The sequence below is a fragment of the Pseudomonas sp. RSB 5.4 genome (genome assembly GCF_037126175.1).
Taxonomy (GTDB): domain Bacteria; phylum Pseudomonadota; class Gammaproteobacteria; order Pseudomonadales; family Pseudomonadaceae; genus Aquipseudomonas; species Aquipseudomonas fluorescens_H.
In genome coordinates, this window is the sequence record NZ_CP146986.1 from 1,864,349 (window position 1) to 1,880,373 (window position 16,025).

The following is a 16,025-nucleotide window of genomic DNA, read 5'->3' on the forward strand; positions in this document are numbered from 1 at the left end:
CGTTCAGCGGGTTTACACGCTGGACAATTGCCCGGAGGAACCGGGCAGTTGTGCGTTGCCGGTAAACAAACCGATCCGCTCAATCTCCTGTCGCGACAATTCGATGAGCCTGGCATTTCGTGCCGCCGCCTGATCGAACAGCCTGCTCAGATACAGCGGATCGTCAGCACTCAGTCCTTCGTCCTCGCCCTCCTCCAGCAACTGCGCTTCATCCATTTGCCTGAACGCTTCGGGCTGCTGCTCCTTGAGATAATCCAGCCAGTAATCGCGCTGGATCAGGTCCTCCAGAAATCTCTCGGAACGTTCCGCGTTAACCACCTCGGCCCGCGCATTGACCAATTGCTGCGGGGTGACACCAGAGGCAAATTTCATGTTTTTCGGCTGCCCGGGCAACTCCAGTCCATCGTCCCAGCCCCCGGTCAGACCGATCCGGTAACCGAGGCGGACTTCGGCTTCGTCGAAACCACTGCGCGCCGCCGCCGCTTTTGCCAGCTCATCGACCTTGTCCAGCCGGAACAGCTGCCGCGACAGCGACAACAAGGCCTCGCCACGGATTCCCGGGCGGCCGGCCGGCAAATCGAGCAAGGCGTTATAGGTGAAGACCTTGCTCTCCAGACCACTGAACGTGAGGATGCGCCCGTCCACGCAAGTCCCGTGTGTGGCCGAGCCGGCGAAAATCACCTCGCGCAGCTCAGTGTTGGCGGCGGCGGCCTCCATGACCATCCACACCCGCCGGGTCAGATCGGCGTTGGCCACGCGAAACTCCTGGGTGTCCTGCAACCGGTCAAGCAAATGGAAGAATGCCGCGCTGTCCGGTTCCGCCGCCAGTTGATCCCAGAGCTTGTCTCTTGCTGACGCCTGCTCCGCCGGCAGATTCGCCAGCCACGGCGCCTTCTGTTGCGCATGGGCCTGTTCGCCCGGGAGGGTTTCGTCGGACTCGATGCTGTCAGTGGTTTCACTGAGCCCGCCGGCAACGTCGTCAACCATTTCCTCCAGATCGGCACTGGAAAAACCGAGCACTCGCGGGCGGTTACCTGCAGCCTGATAGGTCCTGAGCCTTACGAGGGACTCCTCCGAGAGGTTGTAGTTGTCAGTCAGGTCGGTGCCGTCCATCAGCTCATCGTGCTCACCGTCCAGAGCCTGATCGGGGATGGCGGTGATGTCGTTGTGACTGAGGTTGAGTGTCCGCAGGTGCTGCGCATCCAGCGTCCCGGCCGGCCATTCGGCCAGGTTGTTGTTGCGCAGATCCAGACTTTGCAAATGCTCGAAATAACTGACGTCGAACGCATCGAGATGGTTGTAGCCCAGGTCCAGTGCCTGCAGATGCTGCAGACCGGACAGCGCAGCATACAGGTGCTCGGTGTCACTGAAGTTGTTGCTGGCCAGCTCGAGTCGCTCGAGCTGCGGCATTTGCCCGACGGCATCAGGCAGCGCTGCGAGTTCATTGCCACTGAGGGTCAGATTGCGCAGGTGAGTGAAGGACTTGAGAAAGCCGTTGCTGCCCTCGGCCGTCACGCGAGTGCCTGTCAGGTTCAAGCTGCCGACATGCCCAAAGTCCTCGGGCAGCGGCGGCAGATCGCCCAATTGCAGGCCGTTGAGATCCAGAACCGCATCGACCCCGGCAACCGACAACCTTGCGCGCCAGCAGGTGAGGATGCGCCACGCCGCCAGGCTGCGTGATTGTGAGGAGATGACCCAGTCGACACCACGGGTTTCCCGGGTGTACAGCCAACCGTTGAGCCGGCGAACGAGGGTTTCAAAGGTCTGACTCCAGCCCGTGATCCGCTCGCCAATCTGCACATCGGTCGCGCCCTCGTTACGCAGCGCCTCGATCACTTGCATGGCTTGTTCATCGGTAAGGGCCGGCTGCACTCGCTGCAGGTTCTGACGCATCCGAGTCAGCCCGGTACTCACAGGTGCCTGCGTCAGCGGCAGCAATTGGCGGGCCACTGACGCACCATTCTCCGCCGGCGGAAAGGTCGCCGGCACCGGCTCCCGGGCAAACCCATCCAGCGCGCCGGCAGGCAGGCCGAGGGTGTGCTCAAGCCGCCGTTGCGCCAGACGCAATTCAGCCGACGCCGCTGCGGTCAGTGGCGCACCGGTCAGGTTGGTATTGAGCAGTGCGGTGCTCTTGAGCACGGCAGGTGGCAGCGTGCTGATACGGGTGTCGCGCAGATCCAGCCACGCCAGTTGCGGCAGACTTTCGGCCCCTGTCGGCCAGTGCTGCAGAGGCGTTGCCTGCAGGTCGAGGGCCTTCAAACGCTGCAGGCTGACAACATTCAGTTCGTTCAGCGGATTGTTCCGCAGATTCAACTGTTCGAGCGCAGGCAACGCGCTCAACCCGCTCTCCAGGCCTGAAGTATCGGTCAACAGGTTGTCAGCCAGATCCAGATGCACCAGGCGCGAAAGGCTCTGCGACTCGATCGGCCATTCGTGCAAGGCATTGTCACTCAGATCAAGGGTTCGTACTTCGCTGAACGCACTGAGGAAACCGCGCATCTGCGCGGCTGCAACGCGCTGGCCATTGAGCAGCAGCGTGCGTACATGCGCAAAGGCGTCGGGCGGTAACGCCGGGAGTTCGCTGAGCATCAGCCCCGACAAATCCAGGGTCGAGGCGCTGATCGTCGCGCCATAGCGCTTGAACATGCCCTTGCGCCAATTGCCTTTGACGACATGGGACAAGTTTGATCGCGCGATGAGTTCGCGCAGCGATTCTGCCGACACCACCACGCGTTGTTGCCACTGGTTGAGTTCGCGATCCAGTGCAGCATATTGATCGCTCAAAGCATTGATCGCGGTGAAACGCTGCTGCTCATCCGGCCATTGCTCGAAGAAACGATTGAACACCCCCTCGGGCGATTGATTCACACCCTCGCCCAGGCGCCGCAACTCGCCGCGGCAATAATCCCTGACCATCGTCTCTCGATCGATCAGGTGTTCTGGATGGGTCTTGACGTATTCGTACACGCCCGTGAAGTTTTCCCGGGAAAACCTTGACCAGTCCAGCGACAGCCCCGACCAGAGTTTTTCATGCCCCTGCAGCAATGTTGCGGGCACGGTACTGATTCCGGTGTCCCTGAGGTTCAGACGCTCCAGGGCCGGTAACTCCAGCGCCCCCGCAGGCCAGTCGAACAATGAATAGGCGACGATTTCCAGCGTGCGCAAATTACGCATGCCGCTAACGTCGAAGGCCAGCGGCTGATAGCTCGAGGTGCTGACACTCAAGGTTTCCAGCCGGGTCAACTGGGCCAGCCGTGCCGGCATGTCGGCGGCATAGGGCATTGCGCTGTAGAGCGTCAGGTCAGTGAATTCCGGCAGGTTCTGCAACACCGCCGGCACGTTGGTAAACGTTTCTGCGGTGGCATTGATGCGCAGCGCCTTGAGCCCGGGGAAATTGCCCAACAGTTCATCGACGTTGGCATCGGTGATGCACCGCCCCCTGATTCGCAGATCGCGCACATGCGAGAAATCCGCGGTCAGCACCGGCAACGGGTCGTCACAGGTCAGATCGAGGCGTGCGGCACTCACGCGGCTATCGGCCAGCGGCGAATTGCGCCAGCTCTGCTTGAGGCTGCGCACCACGCTGGATCGGCCGCCAATCATCGATTGCAAAGTGGGCTCCGGAGTCGGCACACCTTCCCACTGCGCCAGCGTCGACTCTAGTTCCTGCCATTCACGCAGGCGTCTTTGCAACAGCTCGTAGATCTGTGCGTCAGTTCGCCCGGCGGCCAGTTGTTTGAGGATGAACCCGCCCGCCTGTTGATCAGTAAGCGTCGGATACACATCCTGCACACGCGTCACCAGCAGCGGGTTGACGCCTTCGCCACGACCGCTGGCGTAATAACCCAACCCGTGCTGACGTACCCGCACCGGCGCCTTGAAGCGTTTCTTGTGACCATGGCGTCTGCTCGCCAGTCGCGCCAGTTCGGCACGGTGTCGAGCCACATACCCGATCAGTGCCCGACGCAATCCGGCGCTGCGCGTAACCTGGGCAAAACCCAGGGCTTGTCGCGACTGATCGGGCAACGCATGGAGGATCGAGGCAAAAAAGTTGTCGCCGTGACGCGGAACACTGTTGAGCTCTTCGCCGAGCTCGTTGTACGCCTGATAGACCGGCCCGCGCTTGACCAGATATTTGGTTTGGCCGGCACTTTCGCTGCCGATACTGTCGATCAACGGCCCGTCGAGGCTGCCTTCGCGCACCTCAAGCCGCACCTCGTCCGACCAGCCCGGCAGTCGTTCCAGAGCGCGCAAGGCCAGCCACTTTGTTTCACTGCCGCTGGAATTTTCCATGTGCAGGCCGGCGATCGCGTGGTTGAAGCGGCGCTGCCGGGCATACTCACGGGAAACCTCCAGCAGCCGCAACGGCACCCGCTCACCGCTTTGCAGGCGCGCCAGCTCCTCGGCGTTCGCCTCCAGCAGCACGCGGATTGCCGCCGAACTGCCCAACCCCGGTGTGGCGGCTTGTAGCCTGGCGATTCGCGGGTCGTTCAACGCGGGCTCGTCATAGAACCTGTCGAACATCGCCGGCTGCCGGGTTCGCAGGTAATCGGCGATCTGTTTGCGCAGTTCCAGCGGCCGGGATTCGACCACACGCGCCGGCTCGGCGCCCAGCAGCCAACGTGTTTGCGGCTCATCCAGCCCTGCCAGAATGCGCTCAGGCAATTGGCCGTCGAGCACTTCGGCGCGGGTCACCTGAATCGGTGTACGCGTCTGGCCCTCGATCAAGCCTGACTCCGCGCCAAACAGTCGGCTGGTGCCGGACAGCTGCGCTGCGTCGAAGACTTCCAGAATCACCCCGCTCGGCCAGCGCGGCATTTGTGTGAGCATTGGCAGCGTCAGCAGATACGAATCATCCAGGCTGGTTCCTCGTTCGACCTGTTCGATCAGCCGCCCGACCTGCTGGTCCGCCTCATACAAGCGCAGGGTATCGGCCAGGGCCAGTGGCGCTGGCTGATGATCGAGGTGCATCTGGCGCAGGGCTTCATCACTGACACCACTGACATCGGCGATTTCGAGCAGTTGCGCATCCGAAAACGCCTCAGTCGTGTGACCGATGCGTCGCAGCAGGGTCAGTCGATCCCAGCTCAGCGGTCGCTCCAGGTTGTGGCGCCAGGCCCCCAGTCGATTGTGCTCAAGAATCGGTTGATACGCGTCAGGATCATGCGGGTGGCGGATGCGCCAGTTTTTCACGGTCTCGTCGTAGTACGTCTGGTAGACCTTGCCCTGCTGGCGAATGAAGGTCTTGCCGTCGAATCGATACACGCCTTGCGCATCGGGAACGGCGGTCGCAGGCAGGACATTATCGCTGACGTAGACATCGAGATCAGGTTTCCACAGGCGGACCGAACCGTCAGGCCGCTCGACCGGGTGCAGGTGCTCGATCACGGGCTCGGCGGAGGCTGCCTGGAGTCGGCCTGCGCCCTTGCCGACCGCGCCCATTACGCCAATCAGCGCCAGGTTCTGCGCCACATCGACCAGATGCGCCTTGGCAGCCTGGCGATCACCTTCCGACCATTCGATGGCGCCTTCGAACGACTCATAGAGCAGTTGCCCGGCCATCACGGTCATCATGATTTCGCCCAGTACCGGGACGAACATCGACACCATGTTCAACGCCATCATGCCGAGTTCGAGCAGATGACTGAGCTTTTCAGCCCGTACCCGGGCGTCGACGTCCGCTGTGGGGACGGCATGGGCACGCGCGTCGGCGATGAATTTGGCCTGGTGCTGTTCATAGAGGTACTGCCACAGATCGGTGTTGTCGGCCCAGATCCCGGCCACGCCTTTGCGCGTGGTTGGCAACGGGTCGAGAAACGGCTCAGGCTGCGGCTCGCGCTTGCCGGGGGCTTCGGGTGGCAGCTCCTTGATCCGCGCGATGGTCGACAATGGCGGTATCAGCTGCGCGACCTTGACCCAGATCGAATGCAACGGGTCACTCGGGGAGTCCGCAGCCTTTTGGGTGAACTGACTGAAATAGTAAGGACGGTCGGCATAGGCCACGAACTGACTGAAAAACTGCTGGTAAGCGGTCGGTCCTTGCGCGAGAGTCGTAGGGTCAGTCGCGGTGAACTTGCGTTTGAACACCTCACGCATCTGCGCCATGGTGTAACGCTTGAGCGGGTGTTGCGGGTCATGGGGAATGTAGACGATGAACTCGTTGGTATAGCGGTAGCGCTCGCTGATGCTGAACACCACGCAACCGGTCATCCGCCGTTTCATCAGGCTCAGATCACGAAACCACACGGCCTTGCCGCCAAGCTGCGGGTGGATCTGGCCGTCCACCACCGACAGAATCATCCGGTAGTCGGCGGGCTCGATGTCCTTTTTCAGCAGCGCCCATTCAGCAGCGGCACGCAATGCGGTTTTCTGGCTGGCAATGAAGTGCCGGCGCAAGGTGTCGGTCTTCTCGAAGAACGCTTTGATCCGTGCCTGATACCGGGCACCGACGTCCAGCGAACGACACAGCGTCAGAAACTGCCTGACAGTGATGCCGATGTCTGTTGCCTGAAACTCGCCGGGAGTCGCCGTCTCGACCACGAAACCGGATCTGGCGTGATAGGCACCCGCTTCACATTCCCGGGCCTCGAAGTTGTGCAATGCCGCTTGCAGCAAGGGCAATTTCAACACTTCGAACGTTGAAACTTCCACCTCCAGCACCCCGAGTTCGAGAGGTTTTCTGAGACACAGCAAGGTCTTGTCGAGATCGACCGTCACGTTGAACTGATCCTTGAGTGCCTTGCCGAGCAGCGCCCGGGCAAATGCATCGACGCTTTCAAGGCCGGCCATGGTCTTGTCGAGTCGGGTCTGGGCGACAAAGGCCGCCGTGACCCGATCTTTCAAGGCTTGCAGCTGATCATTCGGGAACTCGTGATAGCCGTACGCTGGCCGGCTATTGGCCGCTTTCATCGCGGCTCGCCGTGCGGGCGAGGCGGCAATCAGCCAATCGGGGATCATCTGCTCCAGCAACTGGCCGTGAAGGCTGGCGCTGACTGGCGCGCGGGGCAATGTCGGGGGATGAGTGGACATCCTGTCTCTCCTGAAAAATGGGAAGACAGGACACCATGTCCGCCGCAGTGACCTGCGGTACATAGTTATCGTATCGGCGCGGACGTGTTACCAGGCAAGTCAGCAACCACCATGCGACCGAGGCGCAACTCGCTGGATTGACTATGCTGTCGGGACAGCCTTTCGGACGGGGGATTTATGGACGATCCAGTCGACAACAAGCCACCGAGCTTCTGGCAGATGCTGCACAGCGTGATGGCTGCGGCATTCGGTGTGCAAAGCGGGAAGAACCGGGCAAGGGACTTCACACATGGCAAGCCCAGCCATTTCGTGATCCTGGGGATCGGCTTCACTGCCGTGTTCGCCCTGACGCTGTTTGTCATTGTCAAACTGGTGCTGCATTTCGCCGGGGTCTGACAGGGTTCAGTGCATCAGGATCTGCAGGCTGAACGGGTAGCGATAGGACGCGGGACGGCCCTTGGCCGACAACTTGCGAAAACTCACGCCATAATTCGGCGACGCGCCCATGGCGAGCATTTGCTGGGCTTGATGCTTGTCGATCAGTTGCAGCAGCGACAATTGCCGTTCACGTCCGCCATACCGATCCAGATCGACGCCCTGATCGTAATCGTGCAACTCCACCAGCGCCCAGCCGCCGAGGGTGAAGTGACCGCCCACCAGCGCGCTCAGGCGTCCATCGACCACCGCCTGCAACGCCTTAGGCGAGGTGTTGACCGCGCTGAACAGCACATCCTTGCCGGGGACTTTGCCGGCTTCGGCAAACGCGCGCATTGCACCAAAGGCCATTTCATCATTGGCTGCCCACACCAGCGATACCTTCGGATAACGGCTGACCAGTTGCCGCGCCTGCTCGAAGGCACGCTGCCGGATCCAGCCGCTGTACACCAGTTGCCGCAGTCGAACCTGCGGATGCTCGGACAAGGCGCGCTGCATACCACGTTCTCGCAATTGCGCTGACGGTGTGACTTTCAGGCCGGAAAACGCCAGGACTTCGATCTGTTCGCCCCGCGCCACTGGAGGGTGCAGGCGAATCAGCTCCTTCATCATCAGGTAGCCGCCCTCCTCGTCATTTGGCACCAGGCTGCCGATGCGATCGGCACGTTCACCGACCAGCGCCTCCTGATCGGCAGTCAGAACCGCGTTGACCATGAACAGCTTGACCCCGCTACCTTGCGCTAGCCGCAGGATCTGCGGCGCCACGTATTGCTCGTTGACGAACACCAGATAGTCCGGGCGATTCGGCCCCTGCAGGGCAACTCTGGCCTGGGCCAGGGTGAGTTCGGGCTGGCGCTGGGAATAGAGAATCTGCAAATCGACGCCCAGATCGCGGGCCGCCGCCTGCATGAATTGCGAATAGCTGACCCAAAAGGCTTCCTGAGTCGAACCCGGATTGAGGAACAGCACCGACTCGGCCCGGGCAGCGGATCCGAAAACCGCACCGAACAGCAGCAGGCTGAGGTGGACAAGCTTCAACATGAATGACCCGGGCCCAAGGAAAAATGGCCGCGCATTATAGCCCTCGAACCAGCGGCTACTGACGCCTGATCCCGTTTTTTGTCCAACAATCGTCGGAAGCGGGCCCGAATCGGTCGTTTACTGATGACTGACCCAGAATACCGCTGTTCCTACAACGAGAATGATCAGGAACAAAATGGCCCACGCATCGACACTGCTATCGCTTTTTTTTGCCTTGGTCGGATTGCTCATTGCATCGCCTCTTGTCGGTTTTATCGGTGATTGCAGAAAGACTCGATCACAGTTAAGACGATGATTGTCCCCGCGACAAATGTGGGTTAGTTGACAGCCATTCTCGTTAGGCGATTTGGTTCTTTACATATACTCAAACATCACTTTTGCGCATAACTGCAAACGGGTATATTGCCCCGGCTCCGTTAGGGAGTGCGCGGCCGTGCGCGCGTAATTGCAGAGGCACTATCGGACTCCAGCAAGCGAAAACGCAGCGTTTTCCGAGTAGCCCAAAGCCTGAGAACAGGACTTATATGTACGTATACGACGAGTACGATCAGCGGATCATCGAGGACCGCGTCAAGCAGTTCCGTGATCAGACCCGACGCTATCTGGCAGGTGAGCTGAGCGAAGAAGAATTCCGCCCCCTGCGCCTGCAAAATGGCCTGTACATCCAGCGTTTCGCGCCGATGTTGCGCGTAGCGGTGCCTTACGGCCAGCTGACGTCGCGCCAGACGCGCATGATGGCCAAGATTGCCCGTGACTACGACAAGGGCTACGCCCACATCAGTACCCGGCAGAACGTGCAGTTCAACTGGCCGGCGGTGGAAGACATCCCGGACATCCTCGCCGAACTGGCCACCGTGCAGATGCACGCGATCCAGACCAGCGGCAACTGCCTGCGCAACGTCACCACCGACCAGTTCGCCGGTGTCGCCGCCGATGAAGTGATCGACCCACGTCCATGGTGCGAAATCGTCCGTCAGTGGACTACATTCCATCCGGAATTCGCCTACCTGCCGCGCAAGTTCAAGATCGCCGTCAACGGCTCGACCGCTGACCGTGCCGCCATCGAAGTCCACGACATCGGCCTTGAGCCGGTACACAACGCCGCCGGCGAGCTGGGCTTCCGCGTACTGGTCGGCGGTGGTCTGGGCCGTACCCCGGTGGTCGGCGCGTTCATCAACGAGTTCCTGCCGTGGCAGGACCTGTTGAGCTACCTCGACGCCATCCTGCGGGTGTACAACCGCTATGGCCGTCGCGACAACAAATACAAGGCGCGGATCAAGATCCTCGTCAAGGCGCTGACCCCTGAAGTGTTCGCGCAGAAAGTCGATGCCGAGATGGAACACCTGCGCGGTGGTCAGACCACATTGACCGAAGCCGAACTGCATCGCGTTGCCAAGCACTTCGTCGACCCGGACTACAAGGCTCTGGATAATCAGACTGCCCAACTGGCCGAACTCGACAAGGAACACCCGGGCTTCGCCCGCTGGCGCTCGCGCAACACACTGGCGCACAAAAAGCCGGGTTATGTGGCCGTGACCCTGTCGCTGAAGCCGACCGGCGTTGCCCCGGGCGACATCACCGACAAGCAGCTGGACGCCGTCGCCGATCTGGCCGAGCGCTACAGCTTCGGTCAACTGCGTACTTCCCACGAGCAGAACATCATTCTGGCCGACGTCGAGCAAAGCCAGTTGTTCACCCTGTGGGGCGAGTTGCGTGAAGGCGGTTTCGCCACGCCGAACATCGGTCTGCTGACCGACATCATCTGCTGCCCGGGCGGTGATTTCTGCTCCCTGGCCAATGCCAAGTCGATCCCGATCGCCGAATCGATCCAGCGTCGTTTCGACGACCTGGACTACCTGTTCGACATCGGTGAGCTGGACCTGAACATCTCCGGTTGCATGAACGCCTGTGGTCACCACCACGTCGGCCACATCGGCATCCTCGGGGTGGACAAGAAAGGTGAAGAGTTCTACCAGGTGTCCCTCGGCGGCAGCGCCAGCCGTGACGCGAGCCTGGGCAAGATCCTCGGCCCGTCCTTCGCCCAGGATGACATGCCGGACGTGATCTCGAAGCTGATCGACGTGTACGTTGAACAACGTACCGAAGACGAGCGTTTCATCGACACCTACCAGCGTATTGGCATCGACCTCTTCAAGGAACGCGTCTATGCAGCGAATCATTAAGAACAACGAAGTCGTCGACGAAACCTGGCACTTGCTGCCGAAAGATTTCAACATCGACGACATCAGCAATTGCGACGATCTGATCGTTCCATTGCAGCTGTGGCGTGAACACAGTCGCATGCTCAAGGCCCGCGACGGCGGTTTGGGTGTGTGGCTGGATGCCGATGAAGAAGCCGAGGAGATCGGTGACGACGTCGCGCAGTTCCAGGTGATCGCGCTGAATTTTCCGGCCTTCACCGACGGCCGCAACTACTCCAATGCCCGCCTGCTGCGTGACCGTTACGGCTTCAAAGGTGAACTGCGGGCGATAGGCGATGTGTTGCGCGACCAACTGTTCTACATGCACCGTTGCGGTTTCGACGCGTTTGCCGTTCGTGCGGACAAAGACCCGTACGAAGCGCTGGAAGGCCTGAAGGACTTCTCCGTGACCTATCAGGCCGCCACCGACGAACCGCTGCCGCTGTTCCGTCGCCGCTGATCGAATACGCCTTGAGCACCTGCTCAAGGCGTACTTCCCTCCTCTTCTGTATCTGAACTGGCCAGCTCATTGGCCGGATTGCGCGCCAGTGCCTGATCGGTGAGCTGACGAATTAGCGCCTGACGCTCATTTCTGAAATTGTCGTGAATCGCGTTCATCTGCACCGCTGCCTGATCGCGCGCCAGTTCGGTCTGCCCGTCAAGACGCGCCAGTGCCCGTGCGGTCCGATCATTGATGACGGCGAAAGCATCAGGGTGGACTGATTCGAGAAATTCGACCCAGAATCGCTGACCGACGCACCACTCAGGAAACCTCGAAGAGCTTTCAACACGCATGACGGCCTGATAGGCCTGATCCAGGTTCTCCTGCGCCACCTCGACGTTCAAAGGGCTGCTTATCGCCCTTGGCTGCCCCGGCAGATCGAGCCGTCCCGCCAGCCCCACCCGATAGGCCAGACTGAATTCGAGTGCATGCTCGTAGACCCTCGGTTGGGCGCTGGTATTGATATCCGCCACGACCTGCTGCTCCAAAGCCTGCAAGCGGAACAGGCCTCTCAGCAACCCGATCAATTGCCGTTCGAGCGCTGCGCCGCCAACTCCGGACGCGACCATGGCCCGATAACACAACACCTGAACTTCCATTTCGCTGAACACCGCCGAGTAGCCATCGACGCCGGTGGTGCCGACACGGGCCGTGCTGAATAACCGGCCACGCAGCCATGTATCTTCAGCCGCTGCCTCGATGACATTCCACACGCGCTCACTGAAATACGGGTAAAGCCTGGTGTAATCGGCCGTATGCACCAATTGCGAAAGTACGACAAAGAAATCCCGCGAGCCAGGCGCGGCCCTTACGGCCTCCCACATCACGCTGCGCGGCGTCACTACGGCGGCAAGCCGGCCGGTCAACCAGGGGGCACTCTGGCCCTCAGGCTGCACACCAGGTCTTGGCTGATGACGATAGGCCTGGCCGATCACTCCGAAACTGGCACCGTTCGCTTGCTGGTACTCAACAATCTTCAGCAAGGCGTCAGGCGCCAAGGGATTGCCGATGAGCCGGATGGCGCGGTTCAACGCCGGCGACCCCGTGAGGAGGACCGCCTGCGGTATGGTCGTGATCTCGTTATCGCGCAAATCGAGCAATTGCGGTCGGTTCAAACCGACAATCCCTTCAGGCCAGCGCTCAATGGCGCAACCACGCAAGCGCAGTATTTCCAGGTTCGGCAGCAGACTGACATCCGGGGCATGCACAAGGTCCGGATTGAAATCCAGATCCAGTACCCGCAGGTTGGTCAACTGCACCAGCGGTGGTGCCGATGCAGACGGCAGCCGAATCCGGTTGTCACTCAGATCCAGATGCGTCAACCAGGGCAAACGCTCCAGCGCCAACGGTAGCCGGGTCAGTTGATTTCCCCTCAGGGAGAGACTTCGCAAGTTGCTGAAATTATGCAGAAACGCCGTCAGCCCCAGTGTCGGATTAATGCCGTCCATCACCAGATGCGTGACATGGCGGAAGTCGCCGACCACCAATGGCAACTCGCCCAAAGGCTCCGGGGCCAAGCTCAAGGTATCGGGCAACGCATCGTCAACAGATCCTGGCTCTCTGCGCCAACAGCGGATGATCGCGCGCATCGCACGAACCTTCGCCGCCCGTGGAACTTCACGCCATGAACCATCAACGCCATTGCACCAGGTTTCCCGTGTCACCCATCGGTTCAAGGCTTCGCGGATACCGAGAAATTCCCGTCGCAGCATCTCCAGCTTCATTAACACCGATATCTCATTTCTGCCCAAGGCGTTCAGTAGCGCATGAATCTGCGCGGGGGAATGTGCCGGATAGAGTTCCTGGGCACGGCGTATCATCACCGAAATACCGGCACCTGAATGTGTCCATGCCCCTGACTGTGGACGGTGTGCCCGCCTCACGGGCGAAACAGCGCCGGGGCGCTCCCCAATTGTCCTGGCGAACGTCGCTCGACGTTCGTAGGCAAGCTGAGTGATTTTCTCCCGCAGCGCTTGCGAAGTTGTTTCGCCCGAGAGGCCCAGCGCGGATCGGTGATGCGTCGACAACCCCTGCCATAGCGCCTGAAAATAAGGCGTGCCTGATCCAGTCGCCGCACGCTCGCCGTGACTGATCGCTGTGCCCTGTATTTGCATCGATGATGTTCCCGACCCACCCGGCAAGTGCTCAAGGGCATCGAGCACCACGCGGTAGGTGTCTTGACCACCGCCGCTATCCAGATGCAGCCCTTCATAGGCCCGACAGACAGCGATCGCCTGCTGATATCGACGGACTTCTTGCGCAAGCCGCAACGGTACGCGGCCCGCATCCAGTTCTTGCGCCTCGCCACTCAACGCACCCTCCACCAATTCTTCGGCGACACTGGCGGGCAGATCAGCAAAGGTGTGCAGAAGGAACGACGCCCTGCCATTACCCGCCACTTCGGTGCGCCTGTAGATTCGCTGGAACAGCTGCACCCGATGACCTTGCGCCTGTGCATCGACGATTTGCTGTAGCCTGCGGGCCTGAACGGCCGGGTCCAGGGAGGTCAGCCCGAGCAGGCTTCCGCGCTGCCGGTTACCAAGGGCCGCCAGCAGGGAACGGTAGAGTTTCCCTCCGCTCAAGTCCTGCTGGCTGATGGTCAGGGTCGTGGTCGCGGTTGGCGCGCCATAACGGCTAAGTTGCATGCCCGCGGCATCGAGGACACTGACCACAGTGTCGGCCGGCCAGGCAGTCGATGTGGTCAACAAGTGCAGTTGCAGGTCAGGGTCTGCCAAGGGTGCCGACAGCGGAATCTGCAGTTGATCGATAAAATCCGTCACCGCTGCATCGGCGCGAAACCGTCGGAGCGTGTCGACCAACACCGCCGGCGGATGACCACGATCCACATGAACCTGGCGCATCACGCTGTCCTCGATACCACTGACGTCCAGGACCTGCAGCGCGACGGCATCCGACACGTCCTCGCGCGCGTACCCGAAGCGGCGAAACAGTCTTAATCGATCCCAGTCCTGAACCCGTTCTGAATCATGCCGCCAGCCCCCCCGGTCGTTGGTTTCAAGAAGCGGCGAATAGCGCATCGTAGACGCCGGTGGCGCCATCACCTCCCACAATCCGGTCTGCGGTTCGGGCCGCACCGCATAATGGTGTGTATCGAGCGTCAGAAACGCCTGGCCGTCGACCCAGCGCAAGCCTCGCTCATCGGGTCGCACCCCGGCAGGCGGTGCTCGACGTAACTGATAGGGGCGCAGGTCGGGCTTCCACAGGCGAGGTTGCCCTGAAGCCAGGTTGACGAGGCGCAAGCGCTCAACGAACGCCGATGAGCGGACGACCTTGAACGCGCTGCTCACCGCTCGCGTGCCTGCGGCGAAAGCCGCCATCAGAATCAGGTTTTCGACGACATCGAAAAAGTAATCCGTCGCCTGTTCCTGCTCGCCCCTGGACCAACTGGCGATCCCTTCGTAAACCTGCGAGAGCAATTGCACCGCCGCGACCGCCAGCAATAACTCACCGGCAACGGGGATGAACGATGCGGCCACCAGCAATAGATCCAGGCCAATCGCCTTGTAGGTATCCAGTCGGGCAAGTCGGCTTTTTTCGTCTTCATCGTCCGTGGGAACCACAATGAGCCGCGCGTCCGCCATGGTTTGTTCGGCGTGTTGGCGATACATCAGACTGAACGGATCACCCGCGAAATCAACACCGGACAATGTCACATACAAAACCGTAGGAGGCAGCATCGAGTCACTGCGTGGATACAGGCGCTGCTCGAGGTTCGTCACCCACGCGGCGCGTTCGCCGATCTTGATATAGCGCATGAAGAACTGGCGAAATCCACTGTGTTTCAATCGCTCGCTCAGCTCTTTCTCGAAATTGCTGAACGATGAGTACTCCTTGAGCGGGTGCAACGGATCACCTGGCAGGTAAACAACGCAACGGTAGTCGTTGTCGGCGTGCTCGCTGACCGGGCCGATAAACAGCGCACCATGGAGTGTAACGCCGAGCATCTGCAAGCCCTGATAACCCAGGGTGTTATTTCCCAGCCTGATCAAGCCTGAGCGCTCCTTTACTCCCTGTAACATCCGATGAACTTCGACGCTGATATGTTTCTTCATCAGTGCTATATGCCGATCCACATCGAAGCGACACTGCAAGTTCGTAACAAACTTGCTGCGTAATGGATGGTCATCAGCGCTGATGTTCAAAACCTCACGAAGATGCTCCTGATACTGTTTCCCCAAATCCAGTGTTCGACACAATCGCGCAAATTCATGGGGGCGTATCGGCAATATACGAGCTTCCCGACCAGTGACTTTTTCAGGGATATAGATCAATGAAGTGTCGTTGTAATTGGTCGCCTGGGTCTCGCTGATTTCGAAATTCTCGCAGGCGGCCATCAACAGGTCACGGTCGATTGGCAATACCAGCTTCCTGCGCAATCCCAGCAGACTGGAAGTGGAGCGCACGTGCTGAAAAATCACTCCCGTTATTACCAGCGACTGGCCCAGTCTTTGCGACATGGCACCGGTGAGCAACGGCGCGCAAAACGCTTCGGGCGACTTGAGCGTCTTCAGAAACGGGTCCACTTCACTCTGGGCGCGGTGGCTGGCCATCATGCTTTGATAAAGTTTCTGACGCAGTTCATCCGATGCTGACAGCAGCCATCCGGGAGCATTGTTCTTGATCAGCTCAAAGAACATGCCTTTTTGTTCGGGTGTTAGTACAGGCGCAACAGCCTGGACAGGTAAAGAAGACATACTGAACATCTCGAAAACTGAAAGTAGCAACAGCTTATCGAGCAGGTTTTTTTATAAAAGCGCGAATTACCGATGAAATACTTCAAGTTCGAATCGACTATT

General features: G+C 60.1%; 6 protein-coding genes. 3 read left to right on the forward strand and 3 right to left on the reverse strand.

Annotated features, from left to right (window positions below):
• Positions 1-12: 12 nt before the first annotated feature.
• On the reverse strand, positions 13-7,029 hold the full coding sequence (locus V9L13_RS08260) for an NEL-type E3 ubiquitin ligase domain-containing protein (RefSeq protein WP_338802148.1): 7,017 nt from the start codon (positions 7,027-7,029) through the stop codon (positions 13-15).
• A gap of 177 nt (positions 7,030-7,206) precedes the next feature.
• Here V9L13_RS08260 and V9L13_RS08265 point away from each other — a divergent pair, with 177 nt between their 5' ends.
• The gene (locus V9L13_RS08265) at positions 7,207-7,425 is read left to right on the forward strand and encodes a DUF2970 domain-containing protein (protein ID WP_007967863.1); all 219 of its coding nucleotides are present in this window, start codon (positions 7,207-7,209) and stop codon (positions 7,423-7,425) included.
• 6 nt (positions 7,426-7,431) lie between these two features.
• On the opposite strand, the gene V9L13_RS08270 is transcribed toward V9L13_RS08265, so the two are convergent.
• Positions 7,432-8,505, reverse strand: coding sequence for an ABC transporter substrate-binding protein (locus tag V9L13_RS08270; protein ID WP_338802149.1), 1,074 nt, complete (start codon positions 8,503-8,505; stop codon positions 7,432-7,434).
• Between the two features lie 524 nt (positions 8,506-9,029).
• Between V9L13_RS08270 and V9L13_RS08275 the strand changes: the two genes are divergently transcribed.
• Both V9L13_RS08275 and V9L13_RS08280 read left to right on the forward strand, forming a co-directional pair.
• On the forward strand, positions 9,030-10,688 hold the full coding sequence (locus V9L13_RS08275; protein ID WP_338802150.1) for a nitrite/sulfite reductase: 1,659 nt from the start codon (positions 9,030-9,032) through the stop codon (positions 10,686-10,688).
• The gene (locus V9L13_RS08280; protein ID WP_338802151.1) at positions 10,672-11,166 is read left to right on the forward strand and encodes a DUF934 domain-containing protein; all 495 of its coding nucleotides are present in this window, start codon (positions 10,672-10,674) and stop codon (positions 11,164-11,166) included. Before V9L13_RS08275 ends, V9L13_RS08280 begins: the two co-directional genes overlap by 17 nt.
• 23 nt (positions 11,167-11,189) lie before the next feature.
• Here V9L13_RS08280 and V9L13_RS08285 read toward each other — a convergent pair whose 3' ends face one another.
• Positions 11,190-15,923 carry a DUF6543 domain-containing protein gene (locus V9L13_RS08285; RefSeq protein WP_338802152.1) on the reverse strand — a complete coding sequence of 1,578 codons (4,734 nt, stop codon included), beginning with the start codon at positions 15,921-15,923 and terminating at the stop codon, positions 11,190-11,192.
• Positions 15,924-16,025 lie beyond the last annotated feature (102 nt).